We start from the raw sequence: 24828 nt of genomic DNA, 5'->3' as shown, positions 1-24828 counted from the left end.
CGGCAGCCTTGATCGTGCTATTTGACTGAAGACCGTCCATGAAGTCGCTGGCCCAGGGACCAAGACCCCAGACAACTTCAGGCACACGATCGGTATCGCTAAGGATCTCGGCCTCAAGTGCGCGAATGCCAAGGTCAGGATCAAGCGCCTCAATACCCAATGCCTCAAACTGCGCTTTAACCTCGTCCGAAACCATTCCGTCACTGTCCCAGGGCCCCCAGCTGAGCGCGACGACGCGACCCTCCCAAGCTTGATCCAGACGGCGGGCCAGCTTTGAAACAATTTCGTTCGCGGCACCGTAATCGCCCTGCCCGCGGTTGCCGAAGCGCCCCGCAACTGATGTGAAGAACGCGCAGAACTTGACGGTTTCAGGCTGCAGGGCCTGCACAAGGGTAAAGGCGCTCTCGGCCTTGGTGGCCATGACCCTGCGGTAGCTGTCGAGCGTCTTGTCGATGACCAGTTGATCCTCGATCAAACCCGCACCGTGGATCACCCCGTCTATCCGTCCGTAGGTTTCGTAAAGGCCTTCGATCAAGTTGGTCAACGCTGCATGGTCCCGCACGTTGCACTTATGGTATTCGACCTGCGCCCCGGCCGCTTCGAGAGCGGCGATATTGGCACGGATTTCACGCGCTTTTAGAAGAGCACGACTGGTACGCTCAATCTCGGCAATGGTGACTTTCGCGCCTTCTGCCTTAGCCTGCTGCGCCAAATGAGCTCGCAGGGCCATCGGGTCGGTGATAGCCGCCGTTTCAGCCGATTCCTCTGCATCAGGAACCGGAGAGGATGCTGCGACGACAAGGCGGGGCTGATATTTCTGCGCCAGCCACAGCAGACACCGCGCTGTGATCCCACGCGCACCACCTGTCGCCAGTACAACAGAACCTTTGCCCAGAATTTTCTGGTCTTTCGCACCCTCGATCAAAGAAATCGGACGCGGTTCGGCCAAAAGTTCGACACGCTTACCATCAACCCAACCAATCTCGACCGCGTCATCCCGGCGACCGGCCTCGTCATAGATGATACCAGCGATGTCTTCAGGCCCGTAAGTCTCCGCCACGTCGACTGCACGGACATGAGCCGCGGCCCATTCCTTGTCGAGCGTCTTGAGAACACCAACCGGTCCCCCAGCCGTCGGGTCCAGTATCGTGTTGTCGTCAAACCCAAATGAGCCACCCATGCGCGTTGCCACGACAATGACCGCATCAGACCGGGTCGCCAGCGCCGGACCAACCACCGACAAGATGAGATACAAGCTTTCAGTCGACGAGCGCACCTGCGCCATGAGGCGCTTGGCTTCAAGAGGCACTTCGTCAGCAGAGACCAGTGGCGCGCAATGCAAAATACCCGCAACGCTATGACCTTCGGTCGCCGACGCCACATCTTCGGGCGTCAGACCTTCAGCTGGCAAAACAATCGGCACGCCACCCGCGCCCTCTATAAGCGCGGCCAGAGCGGTGGCTACCCCCTGCCCGTCCTCGGTAATGACATAGGTCGCCCCGGATGAAACCCATGGTTTGGGGTTCACCACTGATGTGCTTGATGGCACCATGACAAAGCGGCGCGTTTGTCCGTCCGTATAGCTTGGCGCAGATACCGCGTCCTCTACCACGGCAACACTGGCAGCTTTAGGAGCATCGCCGCTTACGGCATCCACAACCTCCATAAACCGCGTTACAATCCCATCCACGCTCCGTTCGCGTGCTACCGGGCCCATCAGCTCGTGTGCCGCTTCTCCCGCTTCGGCAAGGAAGTGCAGGCGCAGACTGGCCAGAATCTCCACTCGCTTGATGGAGTCGATGCCCAGATCGGCCTCAAGGTTCATCTCGCGGCCCAGCATTTCCGGTGGATAGCCTGTGCGTTCAGATATCAATTCCAGCAGCTTTTGGGCCACCGCTTCCGGTTCAGGATTTGACGAGACTGGGTCAGCCTTCGCCTGAGCAGGTGTGGCCGCCGCTGGCGCATCGCCGCTGACGGCATCCACAACCTCCATAAACCGCGCCACAATTCCATCCACGCTCCGTTCGCGTGCTACCGGGCCCATCAGCTCGTGTGCCGCTTCACCCGCTTCGGCGAGGAAGTGCAAACGCAGGCTGGCCAGGATCTCCACCCGCTTGATGGAGTCGATGCCCAGATCGGCCTCAAGGTTCATCTCGCGGCCCAGCATTTCCGGCGGGTAGCCTGTGCGTTCAGATATCAATTCCAGCAGTTTATGGGTCACTTGTTGCGCGTCGCACGGGGTCACATCCGGCGAAGGCGTCGGGTCAGCATTCACCGCGAAATCTTCAGCCGCGCGCGGTTCTGACGGTTTCGGCTCAACAGTTGACGGCGTTGGAACTGGTGCGATCGCGATGTCGGGCCGGTTTGAGGCGGGCGCAGCCGCACCGCCCAGCAACATCTGCATGGTCAACTGGTGGCTTTCGAGCATCTGCGCCATGAGCGCATGGTGCTTGAGCATGACGTCCACCGCGGCTTCGGAACCCTGTCCGGGGGCAGACAACATCGGCCCTGTGGCAGGCTCAGGAACCGGAGCAGGCGAAACGGAAGGAGAAGGTGGTATCATCACGGTGTCGTCTTCGATCCGGGCCGCCAGTCCGATACGCGAAACCTCTTTTCCCGCTGGCCGAACAGAGGCCAGATCGACCATCCAAAGCAATCCGTTTTCTGTTTCTTCTTCTGGCTTCCAGTTCACGACATCGACGGATGTATTCGCACGATCCTTCCACAAGGCGCCAAGGTCGAGCTTCACCCCCGCAGCACTCATCGCGCCTAAAGCCGCGAGGAACTGGTGTACGCCGCTCCGCCCCTCAACATCGGTCGCGACCGCCAGATGGCTCTTGTCGCCCAGAATGCGCTTTGTGAGGCGCGACAACACTGCATTCGGCCCCACTTCAACAAACAACCGAATGCCGCTCTCGTACATTGCTTCGATACTGCCCATGAAACGAACTGGCTGCGTCAGGTGTCGGGTAAGTGTTTCGGCCACAGCCTCGGCATCTGGCGGATACGTGGCGGCCGTCTCATTGGCGAACACTGGCAGTTTCGGTGTGGTCATTGGCGTATCGGCAATGGCCCGGGCCAACTTGTCCCGCGCAGGGGCTACGAATTCAGAGTGAAATGCACAGGCGACCGGTAAACGGCGCGCAGCAATCTCTGCCGCATGCAGCGCGCTTTCAACGCGCGTCAGGTCATCTTCCGCTCCTGCCAGCACCGTCTGTCTGGGAGTGTTATAATTGGCGAATGTTACGCCAGTCAGATCAGATACGGCTTCGCGAATCTCATTCTCAGAGGCACTCACCGCGGTCATCGTTCCAAGATCGTCGCCACCTTCGCTTATCATGGCGTCACCGCGTGCATGCGCCAAAGACCACAGTTCTCGCTCACCAAAAGCGCCCGCCGCGCTCAGCGCCGACAGTTCACCAAAACTGTGACCGGCCACTGCACCCGCATCCGCTCCGAACGACCTCAAAAGTGACAGTATACCGCTTGAGATGGCTCCAATCGCCGGCTGTGCCACATCCGTACGCATCAGGCGTTTCACCTGCGCTGATTTCTCAGCCTCCGACATTGCGGGGCGAGGGTAGATCTGATCGGCAAAGCTCACATTGAGCAAGTCGCGCAAATGTTCATGTGCCGCATCCAGCGATTTGCGCATGTCCGGAAAATACATAGTCAGACCGGCGGCCATGTTGGGATATTGTGACCCCTGCCCCGGAAACAGGAACGCAATCTGATCCGTCTTCAGCGGTTCAGCTTGCGCGAAATAGGAGCCCATCGGATCAACCTCGCGCACATCGCTCGCACCTGTTTCTATCGCGCCCGCCGCAGCAACGATGCGCGTCGCGGCATCGGCGAGCGAGCTTGCCACCATGGCAAAACGGGCACCTGCACCCGCGTCAAACCGCGCCGCAAGGCTTGCTGCTACGTCGCGCAAAGCCCACGCCTCTGTCTCGAAAGCGGTGGCCGCCTTTCGCAGGTCCGTCACCAGAGCCGCTGGGTCGTCTGCCGAAAACAACAGCAATTCATGGCTCCAGTTTTGTCGCACCGGGGCCTGATGCCGTGGCAGGTACCCACCTTCATATTCTTCAAGCACGGCGTGGAAATTCGTGCCGCCAAATCCGAAAGCGCTTACGCCCGCCCGCCTTGGGTTGGTTCCGGTTTTCATCCACGGCCGGGCGTCGACATTTGGATAAAACGGACTTTCCTGGAAGTTCGCGGTCGGGTTCGGTTCGACCACATGCATGGTCGGCGGCAAGATGCGGTGGTGCAGCGCCAACGCCATCTTGGCCATCCCGGCACAGCCAGCCGCCGCCTTTGTATGGCCGATCATCGATTTGACAGACCCGATCGCGCAGAACTGTTTGTCAGCGCGCGTGGGCCCGAACACACTGGTCAGGCTCTGAACCTCGGTACGGTCACCCACAATCGTTCCCGTCCCGTGGGCTTCAACGAGGGTAACGCTTGACGGTGAAATACCCGCCCGCTCATAGGCTCTGCGCAACGTTTCCTGCTGCCCTTCCGGTCGCGGCGCCGTCAGCGACAGATCGCGCCCGTCTGACGCACCTGCCACACCGCGGAGAACGGCATAGATCCGGTCACTGGCTGCCTCGGCGGCCTCTAACGGGCGCAACACCATTGCCACCAGCCCCTCCGAGATTGCAATCCCATCCGCACTGGCATCAAACGTCCGGCACCGGCCACGGGCGGACAACGCCCGTGTCTTGGAGAAAGCAATGAAATCGAATGGGCTCATGAACGCATCGACGCCGGCAACAATCACCATGTCGGATGTCCCGGTCTCAAGCTCGCGTACACCGGTCATCACTGCCGCGAGGGAAGATCCACAAGCTGCGTCAACGGTGAAGTTCACTCCGCCCAGGTCGAACCGGTTCGCGACGCGACCCGCGATCACATTCAGTAAAACGCCTGGAAAACTATCCTCGGTCCATTGCGGCAGCCGCTCGGTAACCGCCTCGGGCACCTGTCCCAAAAGTGCCGGCAACGTTGCGCGCACCGCATATTGTTGACCCATCGGCGCTGCACCACCGCCTACGCCAATAATGACGGACGTGCGGCGCCGAAGAGCCGCGTCCGGGATTACGCCGTCTTCGAACCCGGCGTCCTCAAGCGCCTTGCGCACGAGTTCGAGCGTCAGTAACTGCAGCGGTTCGACGCTGGTCATCGAATTTGGTGGAATACCGTAGCGGATCGGATCGAAAGGCATCTCATCCACGAACCCGCCCCAGCGGGAATAGGATTTATCCGGCGCGTCCCTGTCTTCGTCAAAATACCGCCGCCAGTCCCACCTTCGCTCGGGGACTTCGGTGATTGCATCCACCTTGTCGAGGATGTTTTCCCAGAACTGAAACTGATCCTGCGCTTTCGGCAGAATGGTCGAAATGCCGGTAATCGCGACGCGTGACCCCGGGCCTTCGACGAATGCTTCCTGACCCGGCGCCTCCGGCACGGCCTCTTTCAAATAAGAGACTGCCCCATCGCAGACGTCCGCATGTAAGTCGGCAATGGTCGACGCGCTGTCGCGCAGCGACGCCAATTGTCCGATCATGTACACCCCTTGCCGTTCCTGATCGGCTTCGGGCACTTCGATGTATTTTGCTGCCCCATCGACTTTTCCGAAGTTCGGGTTACGGTCGATGCCTTTGGAGGCGACGCGAGACCTGCCGATATTAAACCGCTCAAGCGCATCCTTGATATCTTCGGCCTCGACACCTTCAGCCAGCAGTCGGGCCTTTTCGCTTTGGAATTCGTCCGCGATCGCGCTTCGGACCACACGGGTCGCATGGCCAACACCGGATTCCAGTAGCACGGTTTCACGCGCACCCAGAACGAGGTCCTGGTACCGCTGCACCACCGCGCCTGCGGCGACGGCCTCCTTTGTCAGGATGTAGGCGCTCCCCATGAGAACACCGACTTCGGCGCCCTGCGCCACCGCGTCGGCCGCAATTGTTGCAACCATCGCCGAGGTGCGTGCGTCATGAATGCCTCCTGCGAACAAGATCTGACAGTCCATTGGATCACTGCCATAGAATGCGCGCAATGTGTCCATTGCCTGCTGCCACAACACTGCACTCGACCGAGGACCTACATGACCACCACATTCCCTTCCTTCAAAGATGAAGCGCCGCGATCCCTGCTCCAGAAAGACTTTGAGTAGCCCCGGTGATGGCACATGCAGGAACGTCGGGATTCCGGACTTTTCGAGCCTCAGTGCTTGGTCCGGCCGCCCACCCGCGATCAGGGCAAAGTCCGGCGCGTTCCGCAGAATGATCTCTAACTGCTCTTCGCGCAGAGCGTCATCTACAAAGCCCAGCACGCCTACTCCCCAAGGCTTATTGCCTAGTAATGCCTTGGTTTCAGTGACAAGTTCGTTGGCCTCTTTGCCCCGCATGAGCGCAAGCGCAATAAATGGCAACCCACCGCCATCGGCAACGCAGTCAGCAAAGGCCGCGCGGTCGCTTACCCGGGTCATCGGGCCCTGAAGTATCGGAAATTCGGTACCCAGTTTCTGGGCAAAAGCGCTGTTGCGCGCCAAAGCACGCTGCGCATGCGCCGAGGCGATCTGGTCTTTGGAACGCGCCAACAGATCATTCAAAGCAGTGCCCACTCGCCCATATTTTTCAAGCATCGGCTTGGCGAAACATGCATCCTGACCCACCAACCAGACACCACCGCCAGTAGCTGGGTCCAAGAGATCTGCTACCGCTGCAGCGAGTGCGGAGGGGTTGGCATCTGCCACTTCCTTCACTGAACGTGCCGGGGCGTGATCAGGTCTCCAGAACATCCGGTACCCGGTATTGTCGACACCCGCGACGTGAAGCGTTTCGCTGCCGTCGAAAACTTTCAGCGCCCGCTGCATTTTTGCAGGCGTCAGGGCCTCATCCAGCAGCGCCAGGGGCCAATCCAATGCAACCCCCGCCGCACCAGCCAAGCGCAGCGCAGCAACCGTATCCGGTCCGACGCCACCGTGCACGATGATCGGCAAATCGGTAACCTGACGCAGCGCCTGAAGAAGGATAAACGCCGTCTCGTCTCCGCTTCGCCCTCCGGCTTCATGTCCCTTGGCCAGCCAGCCGTCTGGGGCAAGGTCGGCCTCCAAGGCAATTTGCGAACGCGAAACAATTTCGACCAGCACACGAGTTTCAGGTGCCTCGGACCTCAGCCGAGCGATCGTCCCGCCAGTGGCCTTCGCAATCTCTCCGACAATTACGATGGTGTGCGGAGCCCCGTCGCAAAACAAATCCGCATCCAGCGCGGCGTCGAGACCCTCTGATGTGAGCTTTAGCCCCCAAAACGCTGGCGCGGCCGTACGCAGATCGGTGACTGCGGTCAAAACCTCCAATCGCGTTGGATCAGCATATTCAAGGTCAAGACAGCCAACATGTTTCGCCTTGCACGCTGCATGCGGTACTTTTGATCCGAGGTAGTTTGGGATTGAGAACCCAATGATTTCAAAACTCTTGTCCGTCAAACAATCAAGCATCGGTCGTAACTCCTGGCCCGCGCTTATTCCGAACCACCTACTAAAAAATCAGCGCAAAGCTACGCGGAGATCGCGTCGTGTCGGCTTACCGCTCCAGAGAATTACTATGAGCGGACCTTGGCTCGCGTTGATAACATCCCGGAACCCCCACGGTCCGAGCCCACTCAGAAGCCCCAAAAAAACTCAAACCAGCCACGAGATCGAAACAAAATTATCGATATCAGTTTCGCAGCAACATTTTACCAATGCTCAGGTACCTTCTAACGCAACTTAATGCGTTCTGTCTAGAAAGCTGCAGATGCGAAAAGACCTCATGAAGAATTCCAAAACTGGGAAATCCAGTCTTTTCAATTCAATACGAATATGTTCGATGCAAATCGTCGGGGCAGATGCCTCCATTGTCGCGTTAAAAAACCGTCTCGATGATAGCTCTCTGTGCGTGAATGCATAGGTTTTGAGCACCCCGTGTTTACGTAGGGTAACCAAATAACCGTTTTTCGACGAATCGATTCGCGTCTCAGACTTGTCGAACCCGCCTTGTGTGGACCATCAATCAACCGGACCGGTTTCAAAGCGCCGACAATATCGTCCCAGGTTAATGACTGAATTGAGTACGCATCCTGACCTGCGCCTGTCAGCCACCAACACCGCGATGACCAGCAAGGTCCCGAAAACGGTGTTTAACGTGCTTTGCAACTCGACGGTTAAATCACATTATCAGTGACACTAAGGCCGTCTGAAAGTTGAGTCGTTGCGCGGAGTAAAAATGTCGTCGAAACCCCAAGGTCAAAGAGAGTTAACTCAAAAGAACGACAAAGAACGACCTTCGTCGATTTTCTCGTCGCGCCTTAACCGCGATGAATGAAAACAGCAGATCGAAGGCTGTTACTGACAGGCTGGGTCTCCTCAGTCGCCTCGTATCCAACGACGTAACCGTCGTGGAACGCTTCGGCGCTACAGCTTGGGCGGACTTGGATCAACGCTATGCGTCGAACGTTCAGCGGGCAGTGCGTAAGCGTCAGCGCGATCACATGGCCGGCCGGTCCTGTGCGCATGCAGCGTTGGCCCGGATCGGCCGTGATGTCCCACATCTCGGGATCTTACCTTCTGGCGCACCTGATTGGCCAAAAGGTATACGGGGCTCAATCACGCACTGCAGCGATTACGTCGCGTGTGCCGTCAGCGAAAGATCTCAAACCGAGTGGCTAGGTATTGATGCTGAACCCGCCGAACCCATACCGGCTGAGGTTGCTCAGGTAGTTGCACATGGGCATGAGCACGAGTGGATTTCCCGCGCACCTTTGAACGGACGCATTCTTTTTTGCGCCAAAGAGGCGGTGTTCAAGGCTTGGTATCCCGTACGGCAAACCTCTCTCGATTTTTCAGATGCGTCATTGGAATTTAACGCTGAAGATCAAACGTTTATTGCGCATATACACATGGACGGAAATTTACACCTGCGCGGGCGCTGGGATGTAAGCAACGGTATTATCGCTACAATCGTCGCTCAGGCAGGACCATCATGAAGGTTTTGGAAGACGAATTCGAACACGTCTCTGTTTAGCCTGTAAGCCTGTCTTTTAATTCGTGCCGCGACCAAACCACTCGGAGAGAGTTGGGACACCAGCACCCTTCGGCGTGCTTTGGGCAACAAACAAGACCGACGACTTCGAACAAGCGAAACAGAAATTACCTCCAAACTCGCGAAGCCGCGTGCCTCACTGCAAACTGGCGGTGCTCTTGATTTCTTTCCTCGGTCCTTTAGGATTTCTACAAGAACTGTGCAGTGAAGAGTGAACAGAATCGGTTCCTGCGGTCTCGGGCTTCAATCGAAACGGAGACACCAATGAGCACAAGTTTCTCGCGCATATACTATTTCGGGGACAGTCTGACGGACGTTGGTAATGCGTTCAAACTTCTGACCTCGGTTCTCAGCTCCTTCATACTTTCCGACTTGATCGAAAGGTTCGGAGGGACCGTGCCCCTCTCTCAGTTGCGAGCCCTGAGTGAGAAGATTTCGGAGCAAGTTATATTGAATAGCTTTCCCGAGTTCGGCAGTGAGCGCGCGATTACAAATGCCTTCACACACCCCGAATACACCGCCACGCTGGGCGGGTTCGAGGTTGAAAACTACGCTTTCGCGGCCGCCAAAACCATTGGCGGGGACTTTCCGGAAAACATAATCGACCTCGAGACCCAGATCGATAACTTCGAACGGAATTCGACCGCAGGCGTTCCAAATGGCTCTGCCGGTGTTATTTTGATCGGCGGCAATGACCTCAACTCCCTTGTCGATCAGGCCGAGGCGCAAGAAGGGGCCACCGTTGAAGAATTGTTTTTACTTCTGGGTTCGGAAATCGATGACATTTTGGCGGAGATCGGCCGAGCATCCGCAAGGCTTATGCAGGCGGGCGTCGAGACTGTATATCTCGCCACCCTGCCGCCAACGGGATTGTTTCCAGACTTCGACAATTTATCAATGATCACCCAGGAATTTGCTGGGTTGCTGGTCGATACCTTTAACGAGGGGCTTGCTGCGCTGGTGCAATCCCAGGCCAATGGTGGCAACGATGTTCGCGTGCTGGACTTCTTTGCAGTGACGTCCGCCCTTCTGGAAGATCCGGAGAGCTTTGGAATTGTTGCCGACAAACTCGACCTCTTGATTGACGGAAGCAGTTTTGACAGCGATCAGGTTCTTGCCTGGGATATGCTGCACCCGGCGGAAACGGTGCATCAGCTTTGGGGGGCATATTCCGAGTTCGTCTTTCGCGGGGGCAACACGGTACTGTTGGACGATGACGCGTCGGTTTTCAATTCAGGTTCCGGACCGGACGGAGTTTTCGGGCTGGGCGGCGATGATCGGATCAATGTCGGACCGGGAAACGATGTGGTCTTCGGAGGTACCGGAAAGGACATCATCAATGGTGGCATCGGAAACGATATCATCCAGGGCGGGCGTGATGACGATACCGTCGTCGGCGGCCCCGGCGACGATATTCTGGGGGGCGGTGCCGGAAATGATGTTTTGGTCGGCGGCGATGGTCGTGATGTTATCACGGACGGCCTTGGCAGCGACATCGTCTTCGGCGGTGCGTCCGACGATATCTTTGTCTTCATTGAACCCTCTCTGATCGGTGGGGATGAATCCCCTTCGAGCGATGTTTTTGTTGGAGGCAGCGGTCAGGACACCCTTTATCTCGTTCTTGATGAAGCGGCCTATTCCGAATTCGTTGCCAGTTCCGATGATCCGTCTGAACTGCTGGCGCAATTGGGCGTCACAGTGGCTGGGGTCGAATCCATTCTTGCCATCGAAGTACGTCAGTCCATTGCAACCGAACTTTCCGCATTCGATTGGTTCTTTGAAGCCGACTATTGGGGCGTGATATCCGCGCCTTCCTCTGCGGATCTGGTCGCCTAACTGCCGCTGCTACATCGCTTGCGTTTCGCCGCCTTTTCCGAGGTTAGATCTGACAAATGGGTTGGCATACGTACAGACAGAAACACTACCCCGTATTCTGTGCAAAGACCGCGTTAGTCGGAGAGAGCGGCGAACTGTTCAGCTGGAATTAATTCTAAAAGAAAGGCTGCTCTCTGGTTGGAACAGGTCGCGGATTGAAACAAGCGCGGGTGTCAATTTCTACAGGTTTCGCATCCGCCGAAAGCTGAGCATCACCCGCCCCTGTAGGTGGAATAGTATCTGCGACTTCTCTGCCCTGCCTTTTCGCCACAAGGCTCTTCAGGACTTAACCTTGGTAGTCAACGACCCACCAAAGGTAGTGCCGTTCACCGTTGATTTTCAAGAACAATCAACCTGAACCCGTCAGGTGATGCTGCTTGCCGACCATCTTCGTGACCCAAGAACCGGTACACACTCAAGAGAGACCAAGACTAAGCCTTTTGGCCTTGGCTCTGTAAGAAATGGTGTTCGAGTTGCTGCTTTTCAAATTCCAGCAAATCCGATCGAAAAGAGTGTTTCAGTGCCTTCTCAGCAAGATCACTTGCAGCAGTCGCTGCTTTTTCGTTGCGCGATTGCGACAAAGTCGACAACGCTTTCTGTACCTGTGTAGCGACCTCCAGCATTCCTGCTCCGTCGCGCGCCAAAGACATGAAAGCGGCACTGAGTAAACACGCTTCACTTGGCATATCCACAAACACCTTTGGAGCAGCTGGGGTAATTTCGGAAACTGGGTCTTCGTTAAAGTAGAACCAAAGTAGCGATTTGATCTCTTGCAGAGTTTCAATTGCCGTCCCGGCGTCGTTCACGCCCGGTGACAATGCCTTGGCTGCGATCTCTGAAAGCACCAGCAGAGCGAATTCTGCATCTTGTTCGTGCGTTCTGATGTCACCAATCGTGAAGGCAGATTCCATTCGCTTTAGTGTGTCTTCGTCTGATGTTCCCGAAACTTCGGCTAGTGTTTCACCGGCAACGACATGAGAACCCGGCCTGACCGACACGTAAACTGATCCGTTCTCTGGCGCTGCGTCCTGAAGTTGCACAGTGTCAATCAATTGAACGTAGCCTGATTGGCGCGAAAGAAGCTTTTTCGAATGAACTGGAAGAACTGTGGCCTCCGTCAGAATGGAGGCACCCAGATTAGCGCTCTTCAGGTACGTCTCCAACGTACTCCGTGCCTTCTCTTTTGCGCATTTGAGGCTGTCGTCGACGCTGCCAATCATCGTGAGGTGATCAATCCAGCGAAGCAATGACACCACGACCAACGCCACAACGACAATTGTCACAGACATTACTATGTAGGCGGATCCGGGTGGGTACACGCCGGCCTGATACAAGACTATTGATCCTAAGGAAAAAACGAACGCTCCGATGAACGTTGCAAGGACCGATTGCGTAGTCGTGTCTTCCAACAGAATGCGATGGACGCGCGGCGTCGTCGCATCTGACGCGGCCCGGTGTGCGCTGACCATGATATTCAGGGAAAACGTGGACACCGCCAGCATTGAGGTGGCCAATATAGTCAGAACAGGTATGACAGAGTCGAATTGAATTTTTCCGCCGATATCTGATTTGGTGAAGAATGAAACCGTGGGGCTAATCAGAGCCGCCGACATAGCAAGCAGGGCATACAGAACAACGCGCAGACCCATGTTCCGATAATAGCGAAGGAAGTGGAAGCGGACCCAATCAATGTGTTTCATAGTCCAAAAATCCCACGCAGTTCACGGCTATATGTGAAAGGTCGTTCAAAATAGACGGGGCTCCTCAGAACCAAGTCTTGGACCCGTCGGCCATTATACCAGCCAGAGCACAATACCGCACACGATTGAACCAAGCGAGAGCGAAGCCACAACAAGACCGAGATGAGATTTCGACGCAGGTTCCGAGCAATGAGAATCCAATCGCGCGTAAACCCGAACCGAGTTGCGCCACGCGCCCCAGAATATGATTAGGGAAAGAATTATGAACAAGGTCGAAGCGGCCTTTGCGATCCACGTCGGTTCAACTGCTCCAAACACCGCTTTTAAACCCAGCGCGATGGCGACGCTCGCCATACCCGTGCGCATCCAGCCCGCAAAAGTTCGTTCGTTTGCAAGTATGGTGCGGTCCTCGGCCCAGTCGGTTCGTTCCGCCGCAAGGTTTTGTTTGCTCATGAGATCGGCTCATTTCGTGCGTCACCAAGTTTGCCTTTTGGCAAATTTTGGCCGGGTTGTTGGGCAGTCGCCCGAACTCGGAAGTTCGAGCGAATGCAACACTCAGTTTGGTCCAAAGAAGGCTGGCTTAGTCTGTTTTGGCGATTGCTCGCAGCATCCAGGCAGCTTGTTCGTGGAATGCCGAACGTTCAGTTGCGAGGTCTTCCGTCACGACGTCTTTTCTTTGGCCCGCCAATTCAGTCAGGGCGCGAAGGCGATGTGAAACGCGTTCGTGGTCAGCGGCAAGATCTTCTACCATCGCCGCTGCAGTCATTTCAGTTTCACAATCCTTGATGACTGAGACTTCTGTAATCTCTGACATCTGTGATGGTGCCAAACGACCCAGTGCCCGAATGCGCTCGGCAATCTCATCGGCGGCGGCGAACATGTTTTCGTACTGTTCCTCGGTCAGCTTGTGGATCGAATAGAACAACGGGCCTTCTACGTTCCAGTGATACGCGTGTGTTTTGAACGTCAAGCGATAGGTGTCTGCCAAAACACTCGCCAGCCCTCTGGCCAGCGGCGCCGTGTCGCGTACTCCTGTCGACACCGGATTTTCGTTCGGAACAACATTTAATGCGTCGGTCATGACAACTCCTTTTTTCTACTGCGAACAAAACGCACAGGATGAAGTGTTGTTCCCAATTCTGACAAAAAATCATGCCAAAGTGGGAATTCCACCATCCGCAGAATAATCAACCGACACGCGCAGCAAGGTGGGAATGGCGACATCAGCCGCCGCCTGCAGAGCCGGCCCAAGTTTCTCGAAGCTGTCAATATCGTGGTACACCCAGCCAAAAGACGCAGCCAGCGCGCCCCACTCCGGATTACCAAAAGAAAAGTTCCTTTTCCCAGGCTGCTTTTCATCAATCAGGCCATAGCCATTATCTTCCCAGATTAAGACGGTAATCGGAACGCATAGACGGGCTGCGGTTTCCATTTCCTGGACATTCATCAAAAAATCACCGTCCCCGCACACGGCGATCACGCGGCCTTCGTCCATCAGACGGGCGGCCTCGATCGCTCCGGGCAGTGCCAGGCCCATCCCGGCAAGACCGTTCGGAATGATGATTTGCCCAGCTCGCCGGGCTTCAACGTTGCGGGCGATCCACAGCTTGTGCAGCCCAACGCCAGACAACAAGACGTCGCTGTCGCGCAACGTTTCTGAAATTGTCCGACAAATATCCGTTGGCGCGATGCATGCGGCATCAGTTGCGGTTGTTCCCCCGGTCAATGACATATTGATCCTTTGCTGCAGGTCTTCATACCAAGGGTTCGCAGAGCGTTCGGCGGTGGCCTTGGACAGAACGTCAATGCAGTGCGAAAGATCGCCCGTCAGCGCCGCCTTGACTGGCCAGTCTACGTCAACGGTTGACGCAACATCCGAGACTTCAAGAACCGGTTTCTCCCCGCCCAGCGAAACTTTGGCCGGCGGGTACTCAACCGGGTCAAACCCGATGGCAATGATCAGGTCACTTAGCTCGAATGCTTCAGATGCCAGTTCTTTCTCGGGCTGACCGATCGTCTGCAGGGACAACCTATGCCCTGCCGGTAGCACGCCTTTGGCCATGAAAGTCGTCAAAACCGGGGCGGAGAGGCTTTCCGCCAGAGCGCGCACATCCTCTGAAATCCCCGCCCGGATCACCCCGTGGCCAACCAGTATCACAGGCCTTTTCGCTTCGGCCAGCAAACGGACGGACCGGATAACCGCATCGGGTGCGGGCCGGACTTCGGCCGCTGGTGGGGCAACGAAAGGCTCGGCCGCGGTTGGCACCTTGGCCAGATCTTCCGGCAAAGACAGATGTACGGCTCCGGGCTTGTCTATCTTGCTGTGTCTGACGGCCTCGGCGGCGATCTGAGGGATCTCGTCTACCACCATCAATGTGCGGCTTACTTTGGTGACGGGCGCAAAGAGCGCTTCAAGATCAATAATCTGGTGACTTTCGCGGCCCAGTCTGGTGCGGCTGCCTTGCCCCGTAATGGCAATCATCGGCACATGATCAAGGGTTGCGTCGGCTACGCCTGTGACAAGGTTGGTTGCTCCGGGGCCAAGCGTCGCGATGCACAGGGCCGGGTTTCCCGTCAGACGCCCATGGACGGATGCCATGAATGCCGCAGATTGCTCATGCCGGCACAGAACAAAATCGATGCTGGACGCGTCTATCGCGGCAATCAGGTCGGTCGTTTCTTCACCCGGCACGCCGAACGCGCAGGTCACGCCGTTTGCTTCTAGACAGGCGACCAGCAATTCGGCGGCCGATTGAGTAACGGGACTATCTTTCATAGAGTTTTAAACCTTGTTCCATTAAAGCGAGTTAAGCGGATCGTCGAAGCGTACAAACAGAGTGCTCAGCTTCGCATCACCCGCATGATCAGCGAGCCGATGAACAAGACCAGAAAGATGACAAACAGGATTTGTGCGATGCCAGCCGAGGCTGAGGCAATGCCACCAAACCCAAAGATACCGGCAACAATTGCAAGCACGAAAAAGATAACTGCCCAAGACAACATGGGATTTCCTTCCATTTCTGTGAATATTGCTCTTCCAACGCATTTGGCCTGCAAAAAGTTCCCGATCTTTTTGGCGCAACTATCGTCACTCTCCAGCGTTCGACATGTGAAAGAAGTCCTGAAATGGCACGGAATACTGCAGAAAACACAAAGGAAAACGCGCGAAACGACGAAGAAGGAACCTCCTTCAGTAACGGTCTGACAGCACGGTGAGAACACCGGCACAAAACGCCTTAGCCGCGTTTTGGGCTTTCTATTTCCGGTTTGATCTGCGCGTAGGCCAACATCGTGAACACGGCCGTTCCCCCGATGATGTTCCCAGCGAGGACGGGCAAGAAAAATCCAAAAATGGCCTTACCCAAGGGTAGTTGCCCTTGCAATATAAGAATTGCCATCTCTACGGACCCGGCGACAACATGGGTAAAATCGCCAGCCGCAATCAACCAAGTGAAGATCACAATCACAAGCACTTCGTTGTTTTGCGCCGAAGGTAGCATCCAAACGATCGCCGCAATCAGGATACCTGCTGGAACCGCTCGGAGGAAGCCAATCCAGGCCCCCATGCCGGTCGCGTGGTGGCTGAGGTCATTGATGATTGCGACAAGTTCGGGTGAAAGCACCGGCGTATAGATCAAAAAAGCCGATATTGCAAAAGCCCCCAACACGTTCGCGAGCAAAACGATAACCCACAAACGGGCGGTTTTTGAGATGCATGAGAGGGTTGGGTTTATCATAGCTGGGACCACTGTCGTGATCGTGTTCTCGGTGAACAACTGCATTCGTCCCAGAATTACCAAAACAAACCCAAGCGAATAGCCTAAGTTCTCAATCAGAAATCGTCCGTTGGTATCGGGCAGATGCGCCCGCAGGATTGCCTCGCCCAATACAGAAAAGCTGATCAGTATTCCGGCGGCAATGCCAGACCAGAACAAAGCCCGGATCGGTCGGTCCAGTTCTTCCTCGCCATTTTGACGTATGGTTTCGAAGATAAGACGTGGGGATAAACCAGATGCCTCTTCGACCGCTTCGCGCTCACTCTCTTTTTCAACAAGATCCTTTTGCGTGAACTTGCTTGTCTTCGACATCCTAAACCCTCATATCAACCCCGTTACTATACGCGCACGCAAGGCCTTTTGTTCCCAGTCTTTCGGCGTTTCTAAATGCGTCAGGGGCTATTTTTCGGGTGGCTGCGGTTTCTGCGGGAACAATCTTGCGCCAGTGGCGTTTACCCAACGTAGACGCAGAGACAACCATCACGAAAGGTATATCGATATGGTAGAAGTGTATGGCATTGGCGGACTGATCGTTCTGGTATTGTCGATTTGGGCGATCGTTTCGATTATCGGCTCATCTGCGACAACCGGCGCAAAAATCCTGTGGATTCTGTTCGTCATCGTTCTGCCTCTGATTGGGTTCATCTGTTGGCTGATCTTCGGACCAAAGGCCGCGCGCAGTGCGATCTGACCATATGAAACGTGAAACACACTTTGAAAAGCAGTGCGGCCAAGACCGTGCTGCTTTTTGGGCTGGAAGGCGTGTTATTTCTCAGCTCATCTCGTTTTTTACAAGTCACGCAGGGTTAGGAGCGTCGGTTAACCTGTTGTTTCCAAAATCAATAGCCCCAATCGTACGGGCCAAGTCCGCCGCGGTAAACGGGCGCGACAGCGCGAGGCAATCAAATTTGCTCTGAACCTCGGACGTTGGGTCGAGCAATAAAAGTACGCTGCCTCGATCGATCAAAAGTTTCGCCAAAGTATCAAGATTTGCCTCGCCTCTGCGATAACTCATGACACTCAGGATAGGGGCAAAGCTTGTGTCCTGCCAAAGATGCAGACCTGCTTGCACCTCGCGGATATGGACGACGCGATTTGGGGCAACGAAGGGTATGGCGTCACCGATATCTGCCGCTTCGATAAAGTTTTCCGTAACAATCAAGACATCTGCTACGCTGCGGGAAGGAGTTTCCATCAAGTCAATCCAAATTTTTGCTTGATCCAACCGTATGTCAGTTTGGGCTTACCGCAATAAACTATGACACAGCAGCGAACTATTTCCGTAATTAAATGTACAGACTGCCCACTTCGGCGCATGGGCGTCTTTAAACCATTTTCAGACGAAGAGCTGCTGTTCATGCAGGACTTCAAGACAGGGGAGATGCAAGCTGAACCGGGGACCCAATTGTTCATCGAGGGCGCGAAATCCGCGCATTTGTTTACAGTGCTGTCCGGTATGGCGATCCGATACAAGACATTGGAAAACGGCCGCAGGCAAGTTGTTGGCTTCGTACTGCCCGGCGACCTTGTCGGGCTTCAATCCGGCGTTATGGGGGAAATGCAACATTCCGTCGAAGCGACGACAGAAATGCGGCTATGCGTTTTTAATCGATCACGTATCTACGAACTATTCCAAAATCAGCCCGACCGTGCATTTGACCTGACGTTTCTGGCCGCAGTCGAAGAGCATTTTTTGGGCGATGCCCTGACAACGGTCGGTCAGCGTGGCGCAGTAGAGAAAATTGCCTGGAGCTTGCATCGGTTCTACACACGATCCCGAGCGGTTGGCCTAGGCGAACACCTAAAGTGCCCATTGCCATTCCGGCAACAGGATCTGGCAGATGCGCTGGGGTTGTCTTTGGTACACACAAACAAAACGCTGCGCAGGCTGAAGCAGCTTGAGATGGCAGAGTGGTCAAAAGGGGAATTGCGGATTTTTGACCTAGATGGGTTGGCTAAGGTTGGTTTGGTTGACTCCACGAGAGCCGAACAAAGGCCGTTGATCTGATCCCTTTTAGACTTTTCAAAATCTATCAAAGTAACCCGCCGGCCAGGAATGCCGGCCGACGGATCAGTATGGTGCAAATACATGAAAGCTGATTATGACCCTTGGTGGGTTGGCATTTCTTTCAGCGTTTCTTTGTCTGCGTGTACAAAGGCGTACGTGGTGTTTCCGTCAACCTCACGCATCAGGGATACACGCGAGAAATCGATCAGAACATCCTTCTCGCCCACGCCGAGAAAACCGCCAACTCCAATGACCGCACCGTCAACAAATCCATCCATGTCCACGACGACTTCTTCAATCTCTCCTACCCACTCTTTTGACGCGTCATAGACGCGCATTCCGTTCAATTCTTCGGCCGGAACGGAATCATTTGCTATGGGGACATAGCCTTCGATGTCGATCGTCATCGGATCAACGGCGTCTGCCGCTTGCCCTGCCGCTCCGCTGATGTAGTCACCAGTCGTTTCGGCTGCTTGGTCGATGTCCTGCGCGGTGTTCTGGGCGGCATTCTTGATATCTTTTGCGGTGTTGGACAGCGCGTCACCCGCCGCCTCAGCCGCTTCTTCCAGGTTTTTACCGACTTTGTCGACATTCGAGCTTTCTGCAAAAGCCGGCGCCGATACCATCAGAACAATCGAAGTTGTGGTCAGAATATGTTTCATAGCTCACTCCTTTGGTCTGTTCTGACCGCTTTGTCTGCGGTCTTATCCAGTAAACGAATGACGGTAGGACTAGTTCCCAGAAAAATTGAAAATAGTTGTTTTAAAAAGAAAAAACCGCGTTTCGAGCGGGGATTGCCAGAGCTATCTCCCGCCATCAGGCCGAACGGGTCGGATCAGAATTTTCGGAGAGAACCAGGTAGTTTTCCTCATCGGGGATGTTTCGCAAATCTTCAAAGCGAAATCTTGCCACATCATTGTGGCGATCGATCAGAATAAACTGCAACGTTTTGCTGGACGGGTCGAACTCAATGTCCGCCACAGCGCCCAGCTCTCCTTTCGCGTCAAAGGCAGGGCTGCCCTTTAAAGCTCCGAACCAGCGGTACTCACTGGCAGGCGGCTCGGGCGAGTGCCGCTTTTGCAGGGCATCGTTCAATACTGCCCCCATGACCACTGGGGCAATCGCTTCGCCAAACGGTCCGACAACCAGCGGTGGAAGCCCCTCGATGTTTACAGGTAGGTTGGCTTCGGTCGGTATGCGCGGACGAAGACGATTAATTTCCTCTTGCGTATAGACGCAGCTTACTTTGTCAGGGCTGAACTGCAGTGTCTCAGCAGAGAAAGCAACCGGGTCAAACCCTCCGACACCGCTGAGGTTGATCAAAACGTATTCCAGTACCAGTTGCCCTGGCCGTACTGCTACATCGACAATTTGTCCGATGGGGTTTGTGCTGCCGCTTGCGATAAACGGCGTATCGATGACTGCAGAAATTTTCATGGTATTGAGCCTCGACGGCTAAGTGTGAAGGGGAAAGTCTCACGGGGCGGGTGGCAAAACACGTCCGCCCCGTATCGGGGTTTTGACATAGATACCGGCGCTACATATCCCTGATGATACGGTCTACGGTGTCGCGGACGTCCTCCTTCGAATCCCCATATTTCTTCTGAATAATACCCTCCAGCTTTTCACGGTCGCTTCGCGCCTGCTCGATTTCATCATCGGTTAATTCGCCGAACTTTTCGCGCAGCTTGCCTTTGAACTCGGTCCATCGCCCAAGAATTTGATCCCAATTCATCGTCTTCTCCTTTCAGTTTTTTTTCCGCACACATTCTAAACGCGCAGGATGCAAACCGGTTCCAAACAGGTCGGAAGTTTCGTCGTTCGACTATTCGGCTTCCGGCTTCATGCGGGTCTTTTCCGGGCTGGAAGGCGGATTGGAGACATGCTCGGGAACCATCCCGCCGATCAAACGTTAGGTTTGCGTGCATGTGGTCAGTCCGATGCACGTAAAAATTCGGAAATGACTGCGCCTTCGACCGCGTTCGCAAACAGATCGCTTACGTCGACTGACAATTGAATGAGGAGACGACCGGAATGGCAAACCAATTTACATCTGCCTGCCAATTTGCTCCTGCGCTTGACCTCGAGCCTGACAAGTTGCAATCCAACAATTGTGCAAACGATACGTTGCGCAGGCAGTGATCTGCACCAATGCCCGCAGCCATTCACACCTCCACAGCAATACGCGTGATGTTGGCGATCCTGACAGGGATAGCCCTGATCGCAGCCTTATATCTTGCTCGACCTATCGTGGCGCCAATCGCATTTGCTTTGGTTCTTGGCGTTGTGGTTTCACCATTTGCAGACAAACTTGAAAGGCTGGGATGCCCGCGCGTGATCTCTGCGTCGGCGTTGCTCTTTGCGACAAGCACTGTTGTTTTCGCCGCTTTCCTGTTGCTGGAGCCGCTGCTTTCAACATTGGTCGAGCAGCTGCCCGCCATCAAGCGCGAATTGCGTTCGTGGGTTGCTGCAATGTCCGAGTTCATTCGCGGGATCGAAACAATCGGACGCGAGATCGAAGAAACAGTAGGGGCCGATGGGGGAGCGGAAAAAGAGTCTGCGCTGCCCTCAGTCATGGATGCATTGTGGCTGGCGCCGAACTTCGGGTCGAAGATTCTGATCTTTATCGGCACCCTGTTCTTTTTTGTTCTTACAAAACCTGATGTCTACGCTGCAGCCGGCCGCTTTACGGAACGACTCTATCTGGCTGACCGAGCGGTCTATCGCTACTTCGCTGCAGTGACGCTGGTCAACATCGCGCTGGGAACCGTTACGGCTGCTGCCTTGGCTCTGATCGGAATCAATGATGCTGTGGTCTGGGGGCTGGCCGCCGGGCTTCTGAATTTTATCTTGTATCTGGGCCCGCTGATGATCGTATCCGGCCTTCTGATTGCGGGTCTGACGCAATTCGGCGGGGCGGCCGCGCTTGTGCCTCCGCTAATTTTTCTGGCAATCAACCTGTCAGAGGCGCAATTCGTCACACCTGCATTCGTCGGGCAAAGGCTTCAGGTGAACCCTCTGGTCGTGTTCATTGCAATCATCTTTGGACTTTGGCTATGGGGGCCTGTCGGGGCGATCATTGCGTTGCCGATCTTGCTGTGGCTCGGAGTGCTGCTGAACCCCGAAGTCATAACCCCAGCTGAAAACAGCTAAACAATGTCCTCGGTCACCCCCGGGAGTGCTTGTCGCAATTCGTGCGCAGCTTCTGGATCGTGCGGTACCAGGAAACCAGTTCGCGCTTCGGGCCTCCGCACACCGTTTGCCTCAACCTCGCGGTGCCACCAAGAAAACATCCGCTCCGGTTCAACCGCGTTGCGTGCGCCTTCTGAAAACCACCAATGATCTACCAAGGCCCGTCGCAACGTGGCCACACGCTCGCGATCTGTCACCCGCAAGGCGGCCTCAGTATCCCAGCGCAGCGATCGCCCGTTGAGGTTGGCAGAGCCGACCAGCGCATGAGAGTCATCCACCACCAGAACCTTGTTGTGAACGTGAATGATCGGAGAGCCGCTCAGAAGCCCGGCACGGTCATTTGTGCCACTTGCCACAGCCGGCTGAACCGGAGTGGCAACCGAAAGTCGGTCTTGAAACCCCTGCTGGATGACACTGAGGCACTTGGCCTGCAGATCCAGCCCATATTGAATATCCAATCCATCATGTCCGCCAAAGGCCATCTCTTCCGGCAAGGCGGGTAAAACAAGCACCAGTTTCAAGTCCTGCTTGACGCGGCCCGCCTCTGCCAAAGCCTCCGCCAGTCGGGTCGACCTGAAATACTGGGTCTCGATATGCAAAAGATGCCGCGCGGCCTGAAACGCGGCGATATGTTCGTCCTCAATCTCGTGCGCAATGGTTTTCGGAGACAATCGCCAAAACGCAAACCGGCGGGGGCTGGACAGGGTACGGCGTAGGTATGTCGCCTTCGGGTCAGGTTCTCCGGTCGCGATTTCCTGCTCAAACCGATCTATGTGGCGCGCGACCTCAATAGCTTCGGGGCCACGTACCATCACTTGCACGTCTGACCATGTATTCTTGGCAAGGCGATCATGATCCAGAGTGTCAAAGCGCCTTTCATTCATGTCCAGACCGCCCAAGTAACAGACCTCATTATCGATCACGGCGATTTTCTGATGATGCGATACCGTGTGCAGCTTGGGCAGCGCATCCGATCCAAGGCGCACTGCCTGCCGTTCCACACGCTCACGCGTCAGGTCTCGCATCTTCTGCGCCTTTTTCCGAAGAACCGCCGGCAACAACGCGGCCCAAGGCAAGGTACCCGCCTGTGCCGGATGCATCGAAACGCGAACACTTAACCGTGGCGCTAGATCAGAACCCAGGATCTCGGCCAACGCGACAGCCTGCCTTTTCGTACGCCAGCTCAGCTCGTGCAACTCGGTCGCAAAGATCGGATCAAAATCGCTGAGCACCAAATGGAACGAAACGCCTTTTCGTATGACGTGCTCGATAAGATCAAACCAGGTTTCGCCATATTGGCGCGCCTCATCGCTGCGCAGGCGCGTCATAAAATCAAAGATTCGAAAACTTGCCTTGATCTGTTGCCGGGCCTGAAGAACTGCCCGTTCAAAGGCTGGCCATGCTTGTTCTGCGGTGATCAGAACCTCAAAATCATTCTGCTGCGGCTCGGGCATCGCCGCCTCCATTATCCGCAAGCATTCTGGGCTCGCTGGAGCTTTCGACCTCGGCAACTTCGAATGTTACTTCGTATATGTACTGCGACGATGTCTCGGTCACGCTTTCGGTTCCGTCCAGTTGACTGAGGAAGGCCTGCATCAACCGCTGACCAATTCCGCCGCTGTGGAACGCATCCGCCTCGTCGTCTGAACGACCGCAGCTATTGGCTATCCGCAGATGCAAGCAGTCTCCTTCGGATCGGGTCAATAACACTGAAATTTTCGGCGGGCCTTCGTGCGGAATGCCCACGTATTTGACTGCGTTTGTCAAGGCTTCGGCCACGAGCATAGACAGCGTGACGGCCTGGTCCTGGCCCAACTCAACCGGGTCGACCTGGCACTCGACTTCGACCACCTGACCCTGGATCGGGGGGCGGTGCGCCAACTCAGCCACCAAATGTCCGATCAGCGCCTCGGTGTTAATTGTCGTCATCTGCGAGTTCTGGTTCAGGGTTTGGTGCACCATGGCCAGACCTCGAACGCGGCGCTGCAACTGGGCCAACAGACGTTGGGACTCGGGTGCTTTTGCGGTGCGCATATGCATGTTCATGATCGAAGCGATCAGTTGCAGGTTGTTTTTGACGCGATGGTGCACCTCGCGTAACAAGAGTGTTTTTTCGACAATATCGCGATCGTGCTGCGCCTCAGCTTCGCGGATCAACACGACCATGCGGTTGAACGCGGTCTGAAGCTGCTGAAACTCTTGCGGTGCGTTTTCCAAGCTTGCAATCGCGTCTCGTTCACCCAAGGCAAAGCGCCGCACAGCCGAACGCAGGCTGTCAAGATGACGGATCACCAGCCGGTGCAGACCCCAAAGCGCAACGCCCAATCCAGTCACCCACATCAGGATCGGAAAGGCAATCGTAAGGGCGGAACTTCCAGCCCCGACCGAGGCCAGTGCCACCTCTCTTGGCCAACTGCCAATCACTGCTACCTGACCGGGGATTATGACCGCTACCGCGAAGACACGCTCTTCCCCGAGTGGCGTATGCCCCAGAAAAGTTTTGCCCGAGTTGGACAGCACCAACCGGTTTTCTTCAGGGGGCGGCAGATACTGGTGCACCTGGTCAAGCCCTACATTCGACGACAGAGCCTGACCCTGAGCATCAAACAAAGCGATCACAACGTCACTGTTGTAGCTTTGTGCATCCAAAGGAATACTGGCCAGCGCGTGGGGGATTGAGATGGACAAGAACCCCAGCAGTCGTGTCCGCTCCATGACGGGCTGCGTAACAATGATCACCGATTGACCGGTTACGGCACCAGCTCGGCTGACCGAGAACGTGAGTTGGGGGTTTTCGAGAATTTCCGAGAACCCCGGCGCGGTGGACATGTCCATGATTTCGCCCGCCGTCGAACAGGCCATAATGCCATCGGGACGGATGAAACCAGCAAACACAAAATCCGGCTCACTTGTTACAAACCGCTTCATAAGATCAGAACAGGCGGAGGCATCCTCGACACGTGTCACTAACGCAGCCGTCAGCCCCGCCCCGGCCCCCACAGCCTTTTGTAGCAGCTCGCGCTCGCGGCTAGCGGCCTCGAACGTGCGGGCCAGAACCGATGAGCGCGAGTTTTCATCTGCTTCTGCGATGACCGCGCGCGTTTGAAGCACGGCAATCAGCCCCAAAGGCAGCAGTGCCAGCGTCACAAGCGCCGCAAGATAGACCGTCAGGCTGCGGGGCTTCAAGTCCATCA

At 55.6% G+C, this 24828-nt stretch carries 17 protein-coding genes and 1 pseudogene; 5 read left to right on the top strand and 13 right to left on the bottom strand.

Annotated elements, in window-relative coordinates; genetic code table 11:
- Positions 1–217: 217 nt before the first annotated feature.
- Positions 218–7501: pseudogene (locus ACXAET_RS01735) on the bottom strand (SDR family oxidoreductase); the annotation flags it as partial.
- A gap of 938 nt (positions 7502–8439) precedes the next feature.
- On the opposite strand from ACXAET_RS01735, the gene ACXAET_RS01730 reads away from it, so the two are divergent.
- Together ACXAET_RS01730 and ACXAET_RS01725 are read left to right on the top strand one after the other, a co-directional pair.
- A complete protein-coding gene (locus tag ACXAET_RS01730; protein WP_475180208.1) occupies positions 8440–9027 on the top strand; it encodes a 4'-phosphopantetheinyl transferase family protein in 588 nt (195 codons plus the stop codon).
- Positions 9028–9347: 320 nt separating this feature from the next.
- Positions 9348–10919, top strand: coding sequence for an SGNH/GDSL hydrolase family protein (locus ACXAET_RS01725; protein WP_475180204.1), 1572 nt, complete (start codon positions 9348–9350; stop codon positions 10917–10919).
- Between the two features lie 470 nt (positions 10920–11389).
- Here the strand turns inward: ACXAET_RS01725 and ACXAET_RS01720 are convergent, their stop codons facing one another.
- From ACXAET_RS01720 to ACXAET_RS01695, 6 genes are all read right to left on the bottom strand, one after another.
- Positions 11390–12658 carry a DUF2254 domain-containing protein gene (locus tag ACXAET_RS01720; protein WP_475180198.1) on the bottom strand — a complete coding sequence of 423 codons (1269 nt, stop codon included), beginning with the start codon at positions 12656–12658 and terminating at the stop codon, positions 11390–11392.
- A 93-nt stretch (positions 12659–12751) separates the two neighbouring features.
- A complete protein-coding gene (locus ACXAET_RS01715) occupies positions 12752–13111 on the bottom strand; it encodes a YidH family protein (protein WP_475180194.1) in 360 nt (119 codons plus the stop codon).
- A gap of 127 nt (positions 13112–13238) precedes the next feature.
- The gene (locus ACXAET_RS01710; RefSeq protein ID WP_475180190.1) at positions 13239–13739 is read right to left on the bottom strand and encodes a Dps family protein; all 501 of its coding nucleotides are present in this window, start codon (positions 13737–13739) and stop codon (positions 13239–13241) included.
- 69 nt (positions 13740–13808) lie between these two features.
- Positions 13809–15434, bottom strand: a complete 1626-nt coding sequence (locus ACXAET_RS01705; RefSeq protein WP_475180185.1) for an acetolactate synthase large subunit — start codon at positions 15432–15434, stop codon at positions 13809–13811.
- A 65-nt stretch (positions 15435–15499) separates the two neighbouring features.
- Positions 15500–15661, bottom strand: a complete 162-nt coding sequence (locus ACXAET_RS01700) for a DUF1328 domain-containing protein (protein ID WP_475180182.1) — start codon at positions 15659–15661, stop codon at positions 15500–15502.
- A 233-nt stretch (positions 15662–15894) separates the two neighbouring features.
- A complete protein-coding gene (locus ACXAET_RS01695; RefSeq protein ID WP_475180177.1) occupies positions 15895–16746 on the bottom strand; it encodes a formate/nitrite transporter family protein in 852 nt (283 codons plus the stop codon).
- Between the two features lie 187 nt (positions 16747–16933).
- Between ACXAET_RS01695 and ACXAET_RS01690 the strand changes: the two genes are divergently transcribed.
- Positions 16934–17125: a PLD nuclease N-terminal domain-containing protein gene (locus tag ACXAET_RS01690; RefSeq protein ID WP_475180170.1), complete on the top strand. Its 192-nt coding sequence runs from the start codon at positions 16934–16936 to the stop codon at positions 17123–17125.
- 105 nt (positions 17126–17230) lie between these two features.
- Here ACXAET_RS01690 and ACXAET_RS01685 read toward each other — a convergent pair whose 3' ends face one another.
- Entirely contained in the window at positions 17231–17629 is a 399-nt protein-coding gene (locus ACXAET_RS01685) for a hypothetical protein (RefSeq protein ID WP_475180167.1), read from the bottom strand.
- A 63-nt stretch (positions 17630–17692) separates the two neighbouring features.
- On the opposite strand from ACXAET_RS01685, the gene ACXAET_RS01680 reads away from it, so the two are divergent.
- Positions 17693–18442: a Crp/Fnr family transcriptional regulator gene (locus ACXAET_RS01680; protein WP_475180161.1), complete on the top strand. Its 750-nt coding sequence runs from the start codon at positions 17693–17695 to the stop codon at positions 18440–18442.
- Positions 18443–18534: 92 nt separating this feature from the next.
- Here ACXAET_RS01680 and ACXAET_RS01675 read toward each other — a convergent pair whose 3' ends face one another.
- The 3 genes from ACXAET_RS01675 to ACXAET_RS01665 all read right to left on the bottom strand — a co-directional run bounded on the left by ACXAET_RS01675 (position 18535) and on the right by ACXAET_RS01665 (position 20177).
- Positions 18535–19104: a PRC-barrel domain-containing protein gene (locus tag ACXAET_RS01675; RefSeq protein WP_475180159.1), complete on the bottom strand. Its 570-nt coding sequence runs from the start codon at positions 19102–19104 to the stop codon at positions 18535–18537.
- Positions 19105–19258: 154 nt separating this feature from the next.
- Positions 19259–19879: a hypothetical protein gene (locus ACXAET_RS01670; RefSeq protein ID WP_475180156.1), complete on the bottom strand. Its 621-nt coding sequence runs from the start codon at positions 19877–19879 to the stop codon at positions 19259–19261.
- Between the two features lie 100 nt (positions 19880–19979).
- Positions 19980–20177 (bottom strand): CsbD family protein, encoded by a 198-nt coding sequence (locus tag ACXAET_RS01665; protein ID WP_475180155.1) that lies wholly within the window; start codon positions 20175–20177, stop codon positions 19980–19982.
- 416 nt (positions 20178–20593) lie between these two features.
- On the opposite strand from ACXAET_RS01665, the gene ACXAET_RS01660 reads away from it, so the two are divergent.
- Positions 20594–21595 carry an AI-2E family transporter gene (locus tag ACXAET_RS01660; RefSeq protein ID WP_475180150.1) on the top strand — a complete coding sequence of 334 codons (1002 nt, stop codon included), beginning with the start codon at positions 20594–20596 and terminating at the stop codon, positions 21593–21595.
- On the opposite strand, the gene ACXAET_RS01655 is transcribed toward ACXAET_RS01660, so the two are convergent.
- On the bottom strand, positions 21592–23088 hold the full coding sequence (locus ACXAET_RS01655; protein ID WP_475180148.1) for a phospholipase D family protein: 1497 nt from the start codon (positions 23086–23088) through the stop codon (positions 21592–21594). The two genes, ACXAET_RS01660 and ACXAET_RS01655, sit on opposite strands and share 4 nt — an antisense overlap.
- The gene (locus tag ACXAET_RS01650) at positions 23066–24826 is read right to left on the bottom strand and encodes a sensor histidine kinase (protein ID WP_475180143.1); all 1761 of its coding nucleotides are present in this window, start codon (positions 24824–24826) and stop codon (positions 23066–23068) included. Before ACXAET_RS01650 ends, ACXAET_RS01655 begins: the two co-directional genes overlap by 23 nt.
- Positions 24827–24828 lie beyond the last annotated feature (2 nt).

The sequence above is a fragment of the Ruegeria sp. AWH4_226 genome (genome assembly GCF_056159225.1).
This window is presented reverse-complemented; position numbering and strand designations above follow the sequence as displayed.

Excerpts from the sequence above, each read along its gene's own strand:
- ACXAET_RS01725 (WP_475180204.1), top strand. The coding sequence starts at position 9,348 with ATGAGCACAAGTTTCTCGCGCATATACTATTTCGGGGACAGTCTGACG.
- ACXAET_RS01720 (WP_475180198.1), bottom strand. The coding sequence starts at position 12,658 with ATGAAACACATTGATTGGGTCCGCTTCCACTTCCTTCGCTATTATCGG.
- ACXAET_RS01715 (WP_475180194.1), bottom strand. The coding sequence starts at position 13,111 with ATGAGCAAACAAAACCTTGCGGCGGAACGAACCGACTGGGCCGAGGAC.
- ACXAET_RS01710 (WP_475180190.1), bottom strand. The coding sequence starts at position 13,739 with ATGACCGACGCATTAAATGTTGTTCCGAACGAAAATCCGGTGTCGACA.
- ACXAET_RS01705 (WP_475180185.1), bottom strand. The coding sequence starts at position 15,434 with ATGAAAGATAGTCCCGTTACTCAATCGGCCGCCGAATTGCTGGTCGCC.
- ACXAET_RS01700 (WP_475180182.1), bottom strand. The coding sequence starts at position 15,661 with ATGTTGTCTTGGGCAGTTATCTTTTTCGTGCTTGCAATTGTTGCCGGT.
- ACXAET_RS01695 (WP_475180177.1), bottom strand. The coding sequence starts at position 16,746 with ATGTCGAAGACAAGCAAGTTCACGCAAAAGGATCTTGTTGAAAAAGAG.
- ACXAET_RS01690 (WP_475180170.1), top strand. The coding sequence starts at position 16,934 with ATGGTAGAAGTGTATGGCATTGGCGGACTGATCGTTCTGGTATTGTCG.
- ACXAET_RS01685 (WP_475180167.1), bottom strand. The coding sequence starts at position 17,629 with ATGGAAACTCCTTCCCGCAGCGTAGCAGATGTCTTGATTGTTACGGAA.
- ACXAET_RS01680 (WP_475180161.1), top strand. The coding sequence starts at position 17,693 with ATGACACAGCAGCGAACTATTTCCGTAATTAAATGTACAGACTGCCCA.
- ACXAET_RS01675 (WP_475180159.1), bottom strand. The coding sequence starts at position 19,104 with ATGAAACATATTCTGACCACAACTTCGATTGTTCTGATGGTATCGGCG.
- ACXAET_RS01670 (WP_475180156.1), bottom strand. The coding sequence starts at position 19,879 with ATGAAAATTTCTGCAGTCATCGATACGCCGTTTATCGCAAGCGGCAGC.
- ACXAET_RS01665 (WP_475180155.1), bottom strand. The coding sequence starts at position 20,177 with ATGAATTGGGATCAAATTCTTGGGCGATGGACCGAGTTCAAAGGCAAG.
- ACXAET_RS01660 (WP_475180150.1), top strand. The coding sequence starts at position 20,594 with ATGCCCGCAGCCATTCACACCTCCACAGCAATACGCGTGATGTTGGCG.
- ACXAET_RS01655 (WP_475180148.1), bottom strand. The coding sequence starts at position 23,088 with ATGCCCGAGCCGCAGCAGAATGATTTTGAGGTTCTGATCACCGCAGAA.
- ACXAET_RS01650 (WP_475180143.1), bottom strand. The coding sequence starts at position 24,826 with ATGGACTTGAAGCCCCGCAGCCTGACGGTCTATCTTGCGGCGCTTGTG.